The organism is Rhodococcus sp. MS16, from assembly GCF_013277795.1.
In the GTDB taxonomy this organism is placed as follows: Bacteria; Actinomycetota; Actinomycetes; order Mycobacteriales; family Mycobacteriaceae; genus Rhodococcus_F; species Rhodococcus_F globerula.
On sequence record NZ_VBTM01000014.1, the window covers coordinates 17,266 to 33,860 of the forward strand.

The following is a 16,595-nucleotide window of genomic DNA, read 5'->3' on the forward strand; positions in this document are numbered from 1 at the left end:
CGCACAGGGGCGGAGCCCCTTAGAGAACCTTCCCCAGGAAATCCTGGGTGCGCTTCTGCTGCGGATTGCCGAACAGGTTTTCCGGCTTCCCTTCCTCGACGATGTAGCCGTCGGCCATGAAGATGACGCGATCGGATACCTCGCGCGCGAATCCCATTTCGTGGGTCACGACGACCATGGTCATGCCCTGCTTCGCGAGGTCGCGCAACACCTGCAGAACCTCGCCCACCATTTCGGGGTCGAGGGCGCTGGTGGCCTCGTCGAAGAGCATGATGTCCGGGCTCATGGCGAGTGCGCGGGCGATGGCAACACGCTGCTTCTGACCGCCGGACAGACTCGCGGGCTTGGCGTCGGCCTTCTCGGCGAGACCAACCTGACCTAGCAGTTTCGCCGCGATCTCACGTGCCTGTTCCTTGGTGGAACGGCCCGTCTGGATCGGAGCGAGCATCACGTTTTCGATGACGGTCATGTGGGGGAAGAGATTGAAGTGCTGGAACACCATGCCGATGTGTTGGCGCACTTTGTCGATATCGACGTTCTTGTCCGTCAGGTCGAACTGGTCGACGCGCACGGTGCCTGCGGTGATGTCCTCGAGGCGGTTGAGGCAGCGTAGGAAGGTGGACTTGCCCGATCCGGACGGCCCGATGACGCACACCACTTCGCCGTTCTTGATGTCGACGTCGAGGCCTTTGAGGACCTCGTTGTCGCCGAACGACTTTTTCAGTCCCTTGACTTCGATCTTGATTTCGGTGTCTGGCTTGCTCATGTTGACGGCTGTTTCGGTCACTTGTTGATCCTCTTTTCGAGGCGGTTCGAGAACTTGGTGAGCGCCATGATGATGATGAAGTACATGGCGCCGATGATCAGCCACATGTTGAAGGACTGGAAGTTGCGCGCGATGATGATGCGCCCGGTCTGAGTGAGCTCGGCCAGTCCGATGACCGACAGGATCGACGTGTCCTTGAGGGTGATGACGAACTGGTTGATGTACGACGGGATCATCGTGCGAATTGCCTGCGGCATGATGACTTTCCGCATTGTCTTCATGTAGCTGATGCCGAGGCTGCGTGATGCCTCCATCTGGCCCTTGTCGACGGCCAGGATTCCGCCGCGCACGATCTCGGCCATGTAGGCGCCGGCGTTGAGCGAGAGCGTGATGACACCGGCGGTGAATGCCGACATCTGGAAGTGCAGAGCGGCCGGGATGCCGAAGTAGATGAAGAACGCTTGCACCAGAAGCGGCGTGCCACGGAAGATATCGACGTAGGCGGTACCGATTCCGCGGACGACGATGTTTGTCGATACGCGGCAGAGTCCGAAGATCGCACCCAGGACAAGAGCGATCGCGATCGAGACGACCGACAGAACGATGGTCAGCCACAGACCTTTGAGCAGTTGTGGGTAGGTGCTCTTGATCAGCCCGATGATGGAGTTGTCGGACGAGGTGGCGTCCTGGCCGAGGAACTGCGAGAGGATCTCGTCGTACTCGCCGCTGTCCTGCAGGTTCGCAAGTCCGGCGTTGAACATCTCGAGCAGTTCGGCGTTCTGGCCCTTGTTGACGGCAAAGCCGTAGCTTGCGCCGGCTTCCTTCTCGGTCACGGTTTTGAGTCCGTTGCCCTGGGTGATGCCGTAGGCCAGCACTGGGTAGTCGTCGAACACCGCGACGGAGTTACCCGTGCGGACCTCGTCGTACATGCTGGCGGAGTCGGCGAAGTAGACAGTCGTGAATCCGTATTGATCCTTGATGGATTCGGCGAACGTGGCGCCTTCGGTGCCGTTCTTGACGGCGACGCGTTTGCCCTTCAGGTCCTCGTAGGACTTGACGTCGTTGTTCGATTCGAGCACTGCCATCTGCACGCCCGACTCGAAGTACGGGTCGGAGAAGTCGAAGACCTGCTTGCGGGCGTCGGTGATCGACATGCCGGCGATGACGCCGTCTGCCTGGCCGGCCTGGACTGCTTGCAGAGCGGCGTCGAATCCCAATTGCTTGATCTCGACGTTGAATCCCTGATCCTCGGCGATGGCCCGGATCAGTTCCATGTCGATGCCGGTGAGATTGCCGTTTTCGTCCTCGAATTCGAACGGGGCGAACGTGACGTCGGTGGCGATGATGTACGTCCGGCCCGGCTGCGCCGACGCGATGCCTGGAGCGAACAGCGCTGCGATGAGCGCCAGAAGGATGGCCAGGATCGGCCACCTCGGGTTACGGGGTTTGTCGACTTTTCTTCGCACTCTCGCCCAGCTTTCGTATGTCACGCCCGGGATCGCCGGACTGCTTATGACCAGACGAGAACATACTGCGCGCCGCGCTGAATCGGTACACCGTTAACTGAGGTAAAAAGTTACCGACCTGCGACACGCCGTGTTTATTCCGTGACAAAAGTCGCAATTCGTGACCGTTTGGTTGCCGAAGCGGTGTGTGGCCGTTACCGTATTGTGATCGAACGTCGTCTGCCTTGGGATTTCCTGTGTCGCCTTTTGCCAAGATCAACTCCACGAAGTCACCACTTCTCTATTCGATGGTGGCGGCGCTGTTCCTGACGCTTGTTGTCGGTGGGCTGCTCGTGGTGGTTCAGCACAAGACGATCACGCTCGACGTCGACGGCGAGATGATCTCGCTGTCCACCATGTCGAGCAGCGTCGGTGGCGCTTTGGACAAGGCCGGATACGAGGTGGATCCGAAGGACGCACTTGCGCCCAGCTCCGACGCCTCTCTGACCGACGGAGACACTGTCGTTCTGCGACGCGCACGCGAGCTGGACTTGACCGTCGACGGCAAGCAGCAGACGGTGTGGACCACCGCGCTGACCGTGGACGAAGCGTTGAAGCAGTTCGACGTGGCCGACGACTTTGCCGTATCGGCGTCACGCTCGCATCGTTTGCCACTCGAACGCACGGAACTCGACGTGATCAGCCCCAAGGTTGTCAACGTTGCGGACGGCGGTGCGCCCGCTACGGAAATCAAGCTTGCCGCCGCTACCGTCGGTGATCTTCTGGCCGCACGCAATGCTCCGCTCGAGCAGGCCGATACCGTTGTTCCGCCCGCCGAGACTCCTGTCACTGACGGGCTCACCGTCGAAATTACCCGGTCGCGCACCGACACCCGTGTCGAGAACCAGCCGATTCCCGCGCCGGAGAACAAGATCGACGATCCGTCGCTCGAGAAGGACTCGACCGTCGTCGAAAATCCGGGAGTTCCCGGTGAGCGCACGGCGACCATCGAGGTCAAGACCGTCAATGGTGTCGAGGCAGCGCGTACTGAGCTTTCTGCGACCGTGGTCAAGGAACCTGTTGCCGCGGTAGTGAAGGTCGGCACCAAAGAACCTGCGGTACCGGCAATTTCCAATGCGGCGACCTGGGATGCGATTGCGCAGTGTGAGGCCACCGGCAACTGGGCGATCAACACCGGCAATGGTTTCTACGGCGGATTGCAATTCACCCAGAGCACCTGGCAGGCATTCGGCGGTGGCGAGTACGCATCGCGTGCCGACCTCGCAACCCGTGAGCAGCAGATCGCGATCGGCGAGAAGGTTCGCGCCGGCCAAGGCTGGGGCGCATGGCCTTCGTGCACAAGCAAATTGGGTCTGCGCTAACCGCGCACTGACCCCGGACCAGAAGTCAGGAACCTATGTCACCGCTTGCGAAGCTCAACTCGACGCGATCACCGCTGTTGTATTCGATGATCGCCGCGTTGCTTCTCACGCTGGTGGCCGGTGGAATTCTGGCTGTGGTCAACCACAAGACCATCACTCTCGACGTCGACGGTGAGCAGATTCGCCTGAGCACCATGGCGAGCAACGTCGACGGCATTCTCGAAGATGCGGGCTATTCGATCGGTGACAAGGACGCTGTTGCACCGGCATCCGACGCGTCCGTGTCCGACGGCGACACCGTCGTGCTGCGTCGTGCCCGCGAGATCACCTTGACGGTCGACGGTCAGCAGAAGTCCGTGTGGACAACAGCTCTCACAGTCGAAGATGCCTTGAAGCAACTCGATGTTGCTGCAGATGTTCATGTTTCGGCTTCACGTTCGCAGCGTCTTCCGTTGGACGGCGCAGCGCTCGATGTCCTCACGCCTGTTGTCGCAAAGCTGACTGACGGAGCACATGCGACGACGGATGTCCGGCTCGCAGCTCCCACTGTCGGTGAGTTCTTGACCGCAAACGGAACTCCGCTCGCAGCTGCGGACACCGTTGTTCCCGCAGCAGATGCGCCGCTCACCGAAGGCCTCGAGATCACGGTGACGCGCAATATCACCGAAAGCCGAGTGGAGACCTTGCCGCTCGATCCGCCGGATCAGCGCATCGAGGATCCGACCATGAATCAGAGCCGAACGATCGTCGAGAACCCGGGAGTGCCCGGCGTTCGTGACGTCACATTTGCGGTCAATCTGGTCAACGGTGTCGAAACCGGTCGCACGCCTGTTGCCGAGACGATCACCACACCCGCGCAACCCAAGGTCGTCCGCGTCGGTACCAAGCCCGGCACCGAGGTGCCGCCGGTCGAGAACGGCAGCACGTGGGATGCGCTCGCTCAGTGTGAGGCCACCGGCAACTGGGCTATCAACACCGGCAACGGTTTCTACGGCGGCGTGCAGTTCGACCAGAACACCTGGGAACGACAGGGCGGGCTCAAGTACGCTGCCCGCGCCGACCTCGCGACCCGCGAGGAGCAGATCGCCATTGCCACGCAGACCCAGCGTACCCAGGGCTGGGGCGCATGGCCGTCGTGCTCGGGTCGTCTCGGACTGGGTTAAGTTCATACCTGTGTCAGACGCCGAATCGAACCAACCCATCGCCACCCCTCGCGGGCAGGCAGCGCTGCTCGGCCCGGCCGAGGTGCGCGCTCTTGCCGAGGAATTCGGTGTGCGCCCCACAAAGCAGTTGGGGCAGAACTTCGTTCACGACGCCAACACCGTGCGACGCATCGTCACTACCGCCGGCGTCACCCGTGACGACGTGGTTCTCGAGGTCGGACCAGGTCTCGGCTCACTGACCATGGCCTTGATGGACGTCGTAGATCGTGTCATCGCGGTGGAGATCGATCCGAATCTGGCGGCTCGTCTGCCCAAGACGGTGTCCGAGCGCGCTCCTGAACTGGCAGATCGTCTGACGGTGGTGGAGGCCGACGCCATGCGTGTGTTGCCGTCGCAGATCCCGGGGGAGCCGACGGCTCTGGTCGCGAACCTTCCGTACAACGTGGCGGTGCCGGTGCTGCTGCACCTGTTCGCGTCGCTGCCGAGCCTGCGTACCGCGCTGGTGATGGTGCAAGCCGAGGTCGCTGATCGCCTGGCTGCTGATCCGGGAAGCAAGATCTACGGCGTCCCGAGCGTCAAGGCCAATTTCTTCGGTGAGGTCCGCCGTGCCGGCGCCGTGGGACGCAATGTGTTCTGGCCGGCGCCCAAGGTGGAGTCCGGTCTGGTACGGATCGACCGTTACGCCGAGCCGCCGTGGCCGATGGACGAGCAGCACCGCAAGCGTGTTTTTGCCGCGATCGACGCAGCTTTTGCTCAGCGTCGCAAGACCTTGCGAGCAGCACTCAGTGGTTGGGCGGGTTCGCCGGCTGAAGCGGAGCGCAGGCTCCTTGCTGCCGGAATCGAGCCGCAGACGCGTGGCGAGATGCTCGACGCAGCGGCGTTTGTGCGTTTGGCAGGAGTCGAATAACCCTGTGCGCCTTTCTGATAGCCATCGCTACCAAAAAGGCGCACAGGGGCCGAAGGCCCCTTACTTGAACCGGCGCAGCCTCAGGCTGTTGCTCACCACGAACACGCTGCTGAATGCCATCGCGGCACCGGCCAGCATCGGGTTCAGCAGTCCCGCCGCCGCGAGGGGGATAGCTGCCGTGTTGTATGCAAAGGCCCAGAACAGGTTGCCCTTGATTGTTTTCAGTGTCTTGCGAGACAACCTGATTGCATCCGCTGCCGAGCGAAGGTCACCGCGAACCAGTGTGATGTCGCTGGCTTCGATTGCGACATCGGTGCCGGTACCCATCGCCAGACCGAGATCGGCCTGAGCCAAAGCCGCCGCGTCGTTGACGCCGTCGCCGACCATGGCCACGACGCGTCCCTCCGCCTGCAGTTTCTTGACGGCGTCGACCTTGTCGGCTGGCATGACCTCTGCAAATACGGTGCTGATGCCCACCTGGTCTGCGACGGTCCGGGCGACGGTCTTGTTGTCGCCTGTCAGTAGGATCGGTTCGAGGCCGAGTGCCTTCAACTGCGCTATCGCCTCGGCGCTGGTGTCCTTGACGGCGTCGGCTATCACGAGGACGCCGCGCGCCGCTCCGTCCCAGCCGACTGCGATGGCGGTGCGGCCCGCCTTTTCTGCTTCGGTCTTTGCAGCGCGCAGGTTCTCGGGCAACGTCATAGCCCAGTCGTCGAGCAATGCCTCACGGCCGGCTACTACAGCGTGGCCGTCGACCATTCCCTGAACGCCTCGTCCGGCGACGTTCACGAAGTCGGAGACCGCGGGAAGTTCGCCCACTGTTTCCTTGGCACCCTTGGCAATTGCCGCAGCAATCGGGTGCTCGGAGCGATGTTCGAGAGCGCCCGCCAAACGCAAGACGTCATCGATACTGGTTCCGTCGGCTGCGATGGTGTCGAGCAGAGTCATCTGGCCGGTGGTGACGGTGCCGGTCTTGTCGAGGACGATGGTGTCCACTGCGCGAGTCGATTCCAGCACTTCGGGGCCCTTGATCAGGATTCCCATCTGGGCGCCTCGACCGGTGCCGACCAACAGTGCGGTGGGTGTTGCCAATCCGAGCGCACAGGGGCAGGCGATGATCAGGACGGCGACGGCCGCGGTGAACGCCATCTCGATTCCGTTGCCGCTACCGAGCCAGTAACCCAGTGTGGCAACGGCAATCGCGATGACAATCGGAACAAAGATGCCCGCAATGCGATCGGCGAGACGCTGAACGTCAGCCTTACCGTTCTGTGCGTCTTCGACAAGTGCTGCCATTTGGGCGAGTTGCGTGTCGCTGCCGACTCGGGTGGCCCGGACGGACAGGGTGCCGCCTACGTTAACGGTGGCTCCGACAACGCTGTCGCCGACGCCTACCTCCTCGGGCACCGATTCGCCGGTCAGCATGCTCAGGTCTACGGCGGAGCGGCCTTCGGTGATGACTCCGTCGGTGGCGATCTTCTCACCTGGGCGGACGATGAAGACGTCGCCGGTGACAAGATCTTCGGCCGGGATTCTGACCTCGGCACCGTCTCGCAGGACTGCAACGTCCTTTGCGCCGAGTTCCATGAGTGCACGCAGCGCCGCACCCGAGGTGCGCTTGGACTTGTGCTCGAAGTAGCGTCCGGCCAACACGAAGGTGATCACACCTGCGGCGACCTCGAGATAAATGTTGGCGGTGCCGTCCATTCGGTCGACGGTGAGCGAAAACGCGTGTTTCATCCCGGCTTCGCCGGCTGTGCCGAAGAACAGCGCGTACAGCGACCACAGGAACGCGGCAATGGTGCCGATGGAGATGAGGGTGTCCATCGTGGCTGCGCCGTGCCGGAGGTTGATCCAGGCGGCGCGATGGAAAGGCAGAGCCGCCCAGACGATGACGGGGGCCGCCAGTGTGAGGGAGAGCCACTGCCAGTTCGTGAACTGAAGTGCGGGGATCATCGCCATCGCGATGACGGGAACCGAGAGTAGGGTCGAGACGATCAGCCGGGTTCGCAGTTCGCGGAGGTCACGATCCTGTGGGGTCTCCACGTCTGCGTCGGCGGTGGTGGCAGGCGGCGTGGGGAGCGCTGCCGAGTAGCCCGCATTTTCTACGGTGGCGAGCAGTTCATCTACCCCGACGGTGTCGGGGTACGAGACCTTGGCCTTCTCCGTGGCGTAGTTGACCGTGGCACTGACGCCGTCGATCTTGTTGAGTTTCTTCTCGATTCGAGCGGCGCACGACGCGCAGGTCATTCCCGTGATGGCGAGTTCGACGCTACCGACGGTGGTGGGTGTACTCATCGGTGACCTTCCTCATGGGTTGCGGGCGTGTTCGATGTGCTGGACGCCGGCGCGTGGCTCGGGCTCTCGACAGGGTTTCCGACGGCCGCCCCCACGCCGAAGGCGGCGCCGAATACGACGACAAGGCCTCCGGCGTAGGCGGCAAGTGTTGCCGATGTGCGCATGGCCGTCAGCTGTCTACGACGGCGTAGCCGGCTTCGTCGACTGCCGCGGCGATGTCAGTTGCGGATACGGGTGCGTCACTCGTGACGCTGACGCGGCCGCTGGCCAGATCGACGTCGACGGCGGTCACTCCGGCGATGTTGCCGATCTCTTCCTTGACGGATCCGACGCAGTGTCCGCAGGTCATTCCGGAAACGGTGTATTCGGCGGTGGTCATGGGAGATCCCTTCGGTTGACTGGCTCTATTGTACGGATACCCCGTGTAGGTATCGCTTCGAGATTCAAGGTACCCCCAGGGGGTATGCCTGTCAATGGGCTGGACTGTGATCTGACACTCGAGCGAGACAAAGTCGAGGATCTATGATCTACTTGTGTTGGTCGTAAGTGTTTGTGTTTGTGTTTCCACGCTCGCAAATGGTTAAGTTGCGAGCGTTTGGACATCCTCCACGGATTTGTCTCAGAACGGTCGTAGTAAGTGACCCGGGCGGTCGCAGTGACAGCCTGTAGACACTGTGTTAGAGGAGATTTACATGGCAGAGGGCATCGTGAAGTGGTTCAACTCCGAGAAGGGGTTCGGCTTCATTGCTCCCGAAGACGGCAGCGCTGACGTCTTCGTTCACTACTCCGAGATCCAGAGCGGCGGCTTCCGCACGCTCGAGGAGAACCAGCGTGTTGCGTTCGAGATCGGTCAGGGCAACAAGGGCCCGCAGGCCACCGGCGTTACCGTCGTCTAAGACGTCCATGTGAGCCGGGCAACCGGCGCATGACGTACTCGACAAAACCTCAACTCTTTTTGGGTTGGGGTTTTGTTGTATCCGAATGAAAAGTGTTGTCAGGCATTACGATAGCGGGCGGTGATCACAGCCTGCTCCTCGGCGATTATTCGACATTCCGCGCGTAGCTCGGGTGGATTCAGCACTGTGAAGTCCACCTCGAAGGCCCGCAGCCATTGTGCGACGGAGCGCAGTGAATTTCCGGAAAGTGCTATGACGCAGCGATTTTCGCCGTCGGATTCCACTGATCCCCACTGATTGCTGACCATCGGCGCGATCTGTTCGATGGGCGCATGGAGCAGAACTGTTGCGCGCGTGGACGAAAAGGCGCGGGCGACTCCTCGGGACACGAATTCCGCTGCCCCGCCCTGAGGTAGCTCTCGAGGCGAAAAACGTGGTCCGGTAGGAATTTTGGGTTCCATTCGGTCGACGCGAAATGACCGCCAGTCTTCCCGTGAGAGATCCCACGCCACCAGGTACCACCGCACGCCCGACCGCACGAGGCGGTACGGCTCCACTTCGCGGCGGCTCTGCGTGCCGTCATGTGTGGCGTAGTCGAACCGAAGTCGCTCGTGGTTGTGGCACACCGATGCGATGGCGGACAGGATGGACGCGTCCACTGCGCTTGTGGCCGGTTCACGCGGCACCACATCGATCTGCAGCGATTCCAGGCGGTAGCGCAGCCGGGGCGGCATGATCTGGCGGAGCTTGGCAAGAGCACGCATCGAGGCCTCGCCGATGCCGACCACCGAGCCGGTGGCGCCGGACTGTAATGACAATGCCACCGCAAGTACTTCTTCGTCGTCGAGTTGAAGGGGAGGCATCTCGGCCCCGGCGCCGAGACGGTATCCACCACCGACACCCACCGTCGCGTCCACCGGATATCCGAGGTCGCGCAGGCGGTCGACGTCGCGGCGAACGGTGCGCGGTGTGATTGCAAGCTTGTCTGCGAGTTCGGCGCCGGACCAGTCTCGACGGGTCTGGAGTAGCGACAGCAACCGCAGTAGACGAGCTGATGTCTCCTTCATGAAATTCAGTGTCGCAGAGATTGAGGACTGTAACGGTCCTCAATTGATTCTAGGTTTATCCGCATCCGGGAAATCGAGAAGAAATGTGGGGCTCAATCATGAATCACAGCAGTCCGATGATCGAGACGAAGTCGCTCACCAAGCACTTCTCGCAGGGTAAGAACCTTGTCGAAGCGGTCAAAGGCGTGACGCTCGATGTTGCGGAGGGGGAGTTGGTAGCCCTGTTGGGGCCGAACGGCGCCGGCAAGTCGACGACGTTGCGCATGCTGACTACTTTGCTCGAACCGACCTCAGGCAGTGCGCGCATCGCTGGCTTTGATGTGTCCGATGCGCGAAGCGAGGTGCGTTCGCGTCTCGGATACGTCGGACAGGGCAATGGCGCCGGCCACAACCAGCGGGTTCGCGACGAATTGGTGACGCAGGGACTGTGTTACGGAATGTCCAAGCCGGATTCACAGGGTCGGGCTGACGAACTTCTCACCGATCTGGAACTCGCGGATCTCGGAACTCGCAAGGTCAGCACGCTGTCAGGAGGTCAGCGCCGACGGCTCGATATTGCACTCGGCCTGGTACATCGGCCACCGCTACTGTTTCTCGACGAGCCCACGACGGGCATGGACCCGCAGAGTCGGGCCAATTTGTGGGATCACATACTCCGGTTGCGGCGCGAGATGGGCACGACAATCGTGTTGACGACGCACTATCTCGAAGAAGCGGATTCGATGGCGGAGCGAGTCATCGTCATCGACGAGGGGACCGTGATCGCCGACAACACGGCCGCCGCGCTGAAGGCGGACCTTGCGGGCGATCATCTGTCGCTGACGTTCGAGACCGAAGAGGCTGCCGCAGTTGCGGCGTCGGTGGCGCAGCAACTTGTCACGGTGCGGGAGACTGCCGTCGACGGACTCATGGTGAGTATCCGTGCGAGCGAGGGTGATTCGACGCTCCCGGTGCTTCTGCGCGAAGCGGATGCGCGGGGTGCCCGCGCTCTGGCCGCCGACATCACCCGCCCGACGCTCGACGACGTCTTCCTCACCCTGACCGGACGCAGCCTGCGCGAGAGCGCTGCCGCAGTCGCTTCCTAGAGCACTCGAGAAAGTAGGACTTTGCCATGACACTCACACTCGATACCCCACGCGCTGTGCGCGGCAACATCGTTCGCGACAGCGCGATAGTGATGGGGCGTGAACTGCGCCCGATGTTGCGTGACCCGGTCAGTGTTGTCTTCAGTCTCATTCAGCCACTGATTCTGCTCGCATTGTTCGGTCCGCTGCTCAAAGGCGTCCCGGGCACCGGCGACGGCGTGTGGAATTGGTTCATCCCCGGCGTGCTGGTGATGATCGCGATCTTCGGCACGACGATGACAGGCTCGAACCTCCTGATCGAAATGCAGCAGGGATCGCACGAGAGAATGTTGGTGACGCCGCTACGACGCTCGTCGTTGTTGATCGGTCGGGCATGCAAGGAGATGGTTCCACTTGCGGCGCAGGCGATTCTGATCATTCTCGTGGCCTTACCACTCGGATTGGACGTGAATGCTGCCGGCGCGGCAGTCGGGATTGTTCTGCTCGGAGTATTCGGCGTCGGGCTCGGGGCCCTGTCCTATGCTTTGGCTTTGGCTGTGCGGGAGCAGGATTGGATGTTCTGGGTGGTGCAGCAAACGCTGATGTTCCCGCTCCTGATTCTCTCGGGGACCATGCTTCCGCTCGACGATGCACCGGGTTGGATGAAGGTACTCGTGAATATCAACCCGCTGGGATATGTCGTGGATGCGGAGCGTGCACTATTTGCCGGGGACTTCGCGTCGGGCAGCGTTCTGGCCGGGGTTGTCGCCGCCGTGAGTGTCGCAGTTGTCGGGCTTGGAGTAGGTGTCCGAGCCGTCAAATGAGGCGTCAGCCGGTTGTAGGTTTTCGCCCAGGTGTTCGCAGCGCCTATTGTTGTACCTTGTGCTCTCCGTCGTTCCACGCCCTGTAGTAGTCCGGGCCCCGTCCAAGGTGAATCTGCATCTGGCTGTCGGGGACCTGCGCGACGACGGCTATCACGATCTGACCACCGTATTCCAGGCATTGTCGCTGGCAGACACGGTGACGGTGTCGGCCGCCGACGGTTTGTCCGTCAGTGTTGTCGGCGATGACGCCGCCGCCGTGCCCACGGACCGGACCAACCTTGTCTGGAAGGCTGCAGAGCTGCTGTCGGCCGAAGCCGGAGTGGAGACGGACGTCGAGATTCTCATCGACAAGGGAATCCCCGTCGCCGGCGGTATGGCTGGTGGCAGCGCGGACGCAGCGGCGACGTTGGTTGCGCTCAATGCGTACTGGAAATTGGATCTCTCGCGGCGTGAACTGGACGGCTTTGCCGCGAAGCTGGGTAGCGATGTCCCGTTCTCGCTGCATGGCGGCACCGCGCTGGGAACCGGGCGCGGCGAGCAGCTTGTTCCCGTGCTGACTCGAAACACTTTTCACTGGGTGCTGGCGCTGGCCAAGGGCGGGCTGAGCACACCGGTCGTCTTCCGCGAACTCGACAAGCTGCGGGCCGAGGGCACCCCGAACCGACTCGGTGACGCGGACGATCTGATCCACGCCCTCACCACCGGCGATCCGCGACAACTGGCGCCACTACTCGGAAACGATCTGCAGGCGGCGGCGTTGTCTCTCAATCCGGCGCTGCGCCGGACACTGCGCGCAGGCGTCGACGCCGGCGCTCTGGCCGGCATCGTCTCCGGGTCAGGACCGACCTGCGCTTTCCTCTGCAGCGACGCACAGTCTGCCGTGGATGTCAGCGCTGAACTTGCGGGAGCGGGGGTGTGCCGCACCGTTCGCGTGGCGAGCGGACCCGTTCCCGGAGCACGAATACTCGACAAAGCGGCAAAGGGACAGCACTGATGGCTAACTTGATCAATCTGGAAAACGTGTCGAAGTCGTTCGGCGTCAAGCCGTTGCTCGACGGGGTGTCGATGGGCGTCGAGGAGGGCGAGCGTATCGGCGTCGTCGGCCTCAACGGTGGCGGCAAGACAACCATGCTCGAAGTCCTCGCGGGCGTCGAGGAACCTGATTCGGGTCGGGTCAGCCGCGTCGGTGGACTGCGGATGGCGGTCGTGACGCAGCGCGGTGTGCTGCCTCCCGGATCCACTGTCGGCGATATCGTGCTGGGTCCGCTGGGTGTCGCTCAGCATGAATGGGCAGGCAATGCCCGGATTCGCTCCGTGCTTTCCGGAATCGGAATCGACAACCTCGGTGCCGGCGGCGAGCGTTCCGCATTGGACGCGCAGGTCGACGGACTTTCCGGTGGTGAGCGTCGACGCGTCGCACTGGCCGCGGCCCTCGTTCAGGATCTGGACCTGCTGGTACTCGACGAGCCCACCAACCACCTCGACGTCGAGGGCGTGCAGTGGCTGGCCGAGCACCTCGTATCGCGTCGTAGCGCCCTGGTGGTCGTGACCCACGATCGTTGGTTCCTCGACACTGTCGCCACGCGAACCTGGGAAGTTGTCGGCGGCGGCGTCGAAAGCTACGAGGGTGGCTACAACGACTGGGTATTCGCCCGCGCCGAGCGCTCCCGTCAGGCCGACGCTTCCGAGGAGCGTCGACGCAACCTCGCGCGCAAGGAATTGGCGTGGCTGCGCCGCGGTGCGCCGGCCCGAACGTCCAAGCCGAAGTACCGCATCGAGGCCGCCGAAGCGTTGATCGCCGATGTCCCGGCACCTCGTGACGCCGTCGCATTGGCGTCATTCGCGCAGCGTCGACTCGGCAAGGTGGTCATCGAACTCGAAGACGCTCGGCTCGAGACTCCGGACGGCCGCGTTCTGGTCGAAGATCTGACGTGGCGTCTTGCTCCCGGAGAGCGCGTCGGCCTCGTCGGAGTCAACGGATCCGGCAAGACGACGTTGCTGCGCACGCTCGCCGGTGAGCTGGAACCTGCTGCGGGACGGCGTATTCAGGGTCAGACCGTGCATATCGGTTGGCTCAAGCAGGAACTCGATGATCTGCCCACCGATATGCGGGTGCTCGACGCAGTCAAGGATGTGGCTGAGCGAATCACCTTGGGTGACAAGGAAGTTTCTGCCGGTCAGTTGGCGGAACGCCTGGGCTTCACGCCGGCACGTCAGCGGACACCGGTGGGGGATCTCTCCGGTGGTGAGCGTCGACGCCTGCAGTTGACGCGAGTTCTCATGGCAGAGCCCAACGTGCTGCTCCTCGACGAGCCCACTAACGATCTCGACATCGATACGCTCCAGCAACTCGAGGATCTGCTCGACGGCTGGGCCGGGACGATGGTCGTCATCTCGCACGACCGTTACCTGATCGAACGTATCTGTGACACCACCTGGGCGCTCTTCGGTGACGGCAAGCTCACCAACCTGCCCCTCGGTATCGAGGACTACCTGCGTCGACGGGCAGCGATGGGCGACGGTGACAACCCGTCTGTGGCATCAACCGCCAGCGGCGCGACCAAGAGTAAGCAGGTTCGTGACGGGGCAGCGGATCGCGCTGCACGTAAGGAACTTTCGAAGCTCGAGCGTTCCATCGCCAAGCTGGACGATCGGGAGAAGAAGCTGCATGCGTCGCTGGCCGATGCGGCCACTGACCCCGACAAGTTGCAGAGCCTCGGCGCTGAACTCAAGACTGTTCTCGCGGACAAGGAAGCTGCTGAAGAGCAGTGGATGGAGTTGTTCGAGGAGCTTGACGGTTAGAGGGCATCTGCCACATCGGCGGTGATTCACCCGCGAACCCGGTGTCGTGAGTTTTCTTGCGATGCCGGGTTTTTGCGTGAATAGGCACTGATCCGGGACGCTGATCTTTGAACCCGCACATGCGTGTGGGCTTCGCATCGGCTAGCTGGTGATGCGAAGCTCTCACACGGTATTCAGTTCCGGCAGCGCCGGGTTCAGTCTCGGTGGACTGGGCCTTGGCGGGTGGTGGAGCGTCGGCGTCGTTGTTTCGGGTCGATTGCAGCTGGTGGGATGAACCAAGGCTTGTGGTCGTCGCCCATTTTGATTTCCCAGATGCCGCGGAATCCGCTGGTGCTGTGGATCAATCGGTGGTGGCTGCGGCAGAGGAGGGTGAGGTTGTCCATCACCGTCGGACCGCCCACTGACCAGGGTTTGATGTGGTGTGCGTCGCACCAAGCGGGTACGGCGTCGCAGTTGGGGAAGGCGCAGCCTTTGTCCCGGGCGATCAGCGCCGTGCGTTGTTCCGGTGTGACGAGGCGTTTGTGCGGCGTCGCATCCAGCGGTGCGCCGTTGCCGTCCATCAGGACGGTGGAGAGCATGCAGTCGCAGGCGAGCATCCGGGTGAGGCTCACACTGAGTGGTCCCATCCAGGGCATGTACCCGACGTCAAGATCCTCGACATCAGGCTCATCGAAATCCGCCGCGACATCGCTGCGCATGGTGGCGCATTCCCGATGCTCGGCAAGATCTTTCGCAGTGATGTGCACGTTCACATGCGGACGCTGACCACCGTCCACACCGGTCATGGCGTTGTCGAGATACCGGCGAATCAGTTCCGTGAACGCGTCGGCGGTGCGTTTGGCAGCTGATCGCTGATCCGGGGTTCCGTCCGCTGCTGGTTTCGGCATCGACAGACCCGAGAGCGCAGATAACAACATTTCGCCCGTGAGTGCATCGAAATCGCCCTTGATCGCCACGCGCCCGTTGAGCGTCGGCGAAATCCGCAAGACATTGAGATCGTCGTCCTCACCAGGCGGAGTGTCATCCGACTCGAAAATCCGCTCCAAAACCGCAATCGCGTACCGCAGTTTGATGGTGGTCGCCTCGACCCCGGATGCGGCAGCGAGAAGGGTTTTCATGCAGGACGGTAACGCTCTGTCGGGCATTCCTTTTGGTGGTGATTCGCAGAACGCGACGATGATTGCCGCATGATCGAGCGAGAGGTCGCCGGCCTCGAACTGCCCGGCGATGTCCGGGAACGCCCGCAGTGCGGCGCCGAGGGCGGCGATCTTGTTGCCGGCCGCGTTCTGCAGCATCGTGTTCGCTGCCAACCACCGCCCCACGCCGCGGTAGCAGAGCACCTGCTCGTCCGGATTGAGCGCCAACTCGTCGACTGCGGCAACCCGAATCGCCTCCAGCCGAAGGATTTCCGCAGACGCACTCACGGCAACGTCTCGAACCTCGGCCGGTCGCAACCGCCACAACCTGCCACGCACACCCGCAGCCGAACCGGCTACAACATCCTCCACCGAAACAAAATCGCTCACCGTAGTCATCAAGGCCTCCCCACCCTTGACTCAGTATACTCGAACACATTTTCGATTCAAGGGATATTTCGGACACATTTCGACCAAAGTTGAAGAGGTCGTCGCGATCATGATGCCACCGAATGATGTTACTGGACAGAAAGATTGATAACCCGGTCTCGGAACTGATCGTGGCGATCAGCGAAGCAGTCGAGGTTGCCGTGCGATGGCGGTGGGAGATGAAGTTGTCGAGAGAGCAGGCATCGCCGTGGCAGCGGAAAGCAAACGCATTCCTACAGTGTCAGGCGAAAGTGGCGAGATCGCGGGCGAACAAGCTGGGGCTACGTATATGGCGGCGCTCAACAACCCGGACTCACTGTGGAATGTTGGAGGCATGGTGGCGTGGCTGGTTGCCGATCCTCTTCCGTGAGGTTCTTCGACTAGGGTGGCGCGAACGCGAAGGCAACCCGACTGCG

The 16,595-nt window shown here is 62.2% G+C and carries 16 protein-coding genes; 9 read left to right on the forward strand and 7 right to left on the reverse strand.

The features are described 5' to 3' along the window. Positions 1–19: 19 nt before the first annotated feature. Together FEZ60_RS25380 and FEZ60_RS25385 are read right to left on the reverse strand one after the other, a co-directional pair. Entirely contained in the window at positions 20–787 is a 768-nt protein-coding gene (locus tag FEZ60_RS25380; protein WP_080711718.1) for an amino acid ABC transporter ATP-binding protein, read from the reverse strand. Next, positions 784–2,232, reverse strand: a complete 1,449-nt coding sequence (locus tag FEZ60_RS25385) for an amino acid ABC transporter substrate-binding protein/permease (protein WP_051730475.1) — start codon at positions 2,230–2,232, stop codon at positions 784–786. The genes FEZ60_RS25380 and FEZ60_RS25385 overlap by 4 nt, the downstream gene beginning before the upstream one ends. A 236-nt stretch (positions 2,233–2,468) precedes the next feature. Between FEZ60_RS25385 and FEZ60_RS25390 the strand changes: the two genes are divergently transcribed. Genes FEZ60_RS25390 through rsmA form a run of 3 tightly spaced genes read left to right on the forward strand, consistent with a single transcriptional unit; the run spans position 2,469 to position 5,663 of the window. Then, positions 2,469–3,593: a transglycosylase family protein gene (locus FEZ60_RS25390; protein ID WP_172937372.1), complete on the forward strand. Its 1,125-nt coding sequence runs from the start codon at positions 2,469–2,471 to the stop codon at positions 3,591–3,593. Positions 3,594–3,628: 35 nt separating this feature from the next. Continuing rightward, a complete protein-coding gene (locus FEZ60_RS25395; RefSeq protein ID WP_033234260.1) occupies positions 3,629–4,756 on the forward strand; it encodes a resuscitation-promoting factor in 1,128 nt (375 codons plus the stop codon). Positions 4,757–4,766: 10 nt separating this feature from the next. Then, a complete protein-coding gene (gene rsmA / locus FEZ60_RS25400; protein ID WP_033234261.1) occupies positions 4,767–5,663 on the forward strand; it encodes a 16S rRNA (adenine(1518)-N(6)/adenine(1519)-N(6))-dimethyltransferase RsmA in 897 nt (298 codons plus the stop codon). A gap of 60 nt (positions 5,664–5,723) precedes the next feature. On the opposite strand, the gene FEZ60_RS25405 is transcribed toward rsmA, so the two are convergent. Genes FEZ60_RS25405 through FEZ60_RS25415 form a run of 3 tightly spaced genes read right to left on the reverse strand, consistent with a single transcriptional unit; the run spans position 5,724 to position 8,340 of the window. Continuing rightward, positions 5,724–7,961, reverse strand: coding sequence for a heavy metal translocating P-type ATPase (locus FEZ60_RS25405; RefSeq protein ID WP_116102121.1), 2,238 nt, complete (start codon positions 7,959–7,961; stop codon positions 5,724–5,726). After that, positions 7,958–8,125 carry a hypothetical protein gene (locus FEZ60_RS25410; RefSeq protein WP_172937367.1) on the reverse strand — a complete coding sequence of 56 codons (168 nt, stop codon included), beginning with the start codon at positions 8,123–8,125 and terminating at the stop codon, positions 7,958–7,960. The genes FEZ60_RS25405 and FEZ60_RS25410 overlap by 4 nt, the downstream gene beginning before the upstream one ends. Before the next feature lie 5 nt (positions 8,126–8,130). Continuing rightward, positions 8,131–8,340: a heavy-metal-associated domain-containing protein gene (locus FEZ60_RS25415; RefSeq protein WP_033234263.1), complete on the reverse strand. Its 210-nt coding sequence runs from the start codon at positions 8,338–8,340 to the stop codon at positions 8,131–8,133. Between the two features lie 313 nt (positions 8,341–8,653). On the opposite strand from FEZ60_RS25415, the gene FEZ60_RS25420 reads away from it, so the two are divergent. Further along, complete coding sequence (locus tag FEZ60_RS25420) at positions 8,654–8,857, forward strand: cold-shock protein (protein WP_033234264.1); 204 nt, start codon at positions 8,654–8,656, stop codon at positions 8,855–8,857. 98 nt (positions 8,858–8,955) lie between these two features. On the opposite strand, the gene FEZ60_RS25425 is transcribed toward FEZ60_RS25420, so the two are convergent. Next, positions 8,956–9,924: a YafY family protein gene (locus tag FEZ60_RS25425; RefSeq protein ID WP_045069260.1), complete on the reverse strand. Its 969-nt coding sequence runs from the start codon at positions 9,922–9,924 to the stop codon at positions 8,956–8,958. Positions 9,925–10,022: 98 nt separating this feature from the next. On the opposite strand from FEZ60_RS25425, the gene FEZ60_RS25430 reads away from it, so the two are divergent. The 4 genes from FEZ60_RS25430 to FEZ60_RS25445 are packed head-to-tail and all read left to right on the forward strand — an operon-like array spanning position 10,023 to position 14,614. Beyond that, positions 10,023–11,009, forward strand: a complete 987-nt coding sequence (locus tag FEZ60_RS25430) for an ABC transporter ATP-binding protein (protein WP_233363407.1) — start codon at positions 10,023–10,025, stop codon at positions 11,007–11,009. A gap of 26 nt (positions 11,010–11,035) precedes the next feature. Further along, complete coding sequence (locus FEZ60_RS25435) at positions 11,036–11,812, forward strand: ABC transporter permease (RefSeq protein ID WP_045069262.1); 777 nt, start codon at positions 11,036–11,038, stop codon at positions 11,810–11,812. A 58-nt stretch (positions 11,813–11,870) separates the two neighbouring features. Beyond that, positions 11,871–12,806 (forward strand): 4-(cytidine 5'-diphospho)-2-C-methyl-D-erythritol kinase, encoded by a 936-nt coding sequence (locus FEZ60_RS25440; RefSeq protein WP_033234267.1) that lies wholly within the window; start codon positions 11,871–11,873, stop codon positions 12,804–12,806. After that, positions 12,806–14,614, forward strand: coding sequence for an ABC-F family ATP-binding cassette domain-containing protein (locus FEZ60_RS25445; protein ID WP_033234268.1), 1,809 nt, complete (start codon positions 12,806–12,808; stop codon positions 14,612–14,614). The genes FEZ60_RS25440 and FEZ60_RS25445 overlap by 1 nt, the downstream gene beginning before the upstream one ends. A gap of 194 nt (positions 14,615–14,808) precedes the next feature. On the opposite strand, the gene FEZ60_RS25450 is transcribed toward FEZ60_RS25445, so the two are convergent. Further along, positions 14,809–16,149: an HNH endonuclease signature motif containing protein gene (locus FEZ60_RS25450; protein WP_172937373.1), complete on the reverse strand. Its 1,341-nt coding sequence runs from the start codon at positions 16,147–16,149 to the stop codon at positions 14,809–14,811. A gap of 196 nt (positions 16,150–16,345) precedes the next feature. Between FEZ60_RS25450 and FEZ60_RS25455 the strand changes: the two genes are divergently transcribed. Continuing rightward, entirely contained in the window at positions 16,346–16,549 is a 204-nt protein-coding gene (locus FEZ60_RS25455) for a hypothetical protein (protein WP_051730476.1), read from the forward strand. Positions 16,550–16,595 lie beyond the last annotated feature (46 nt).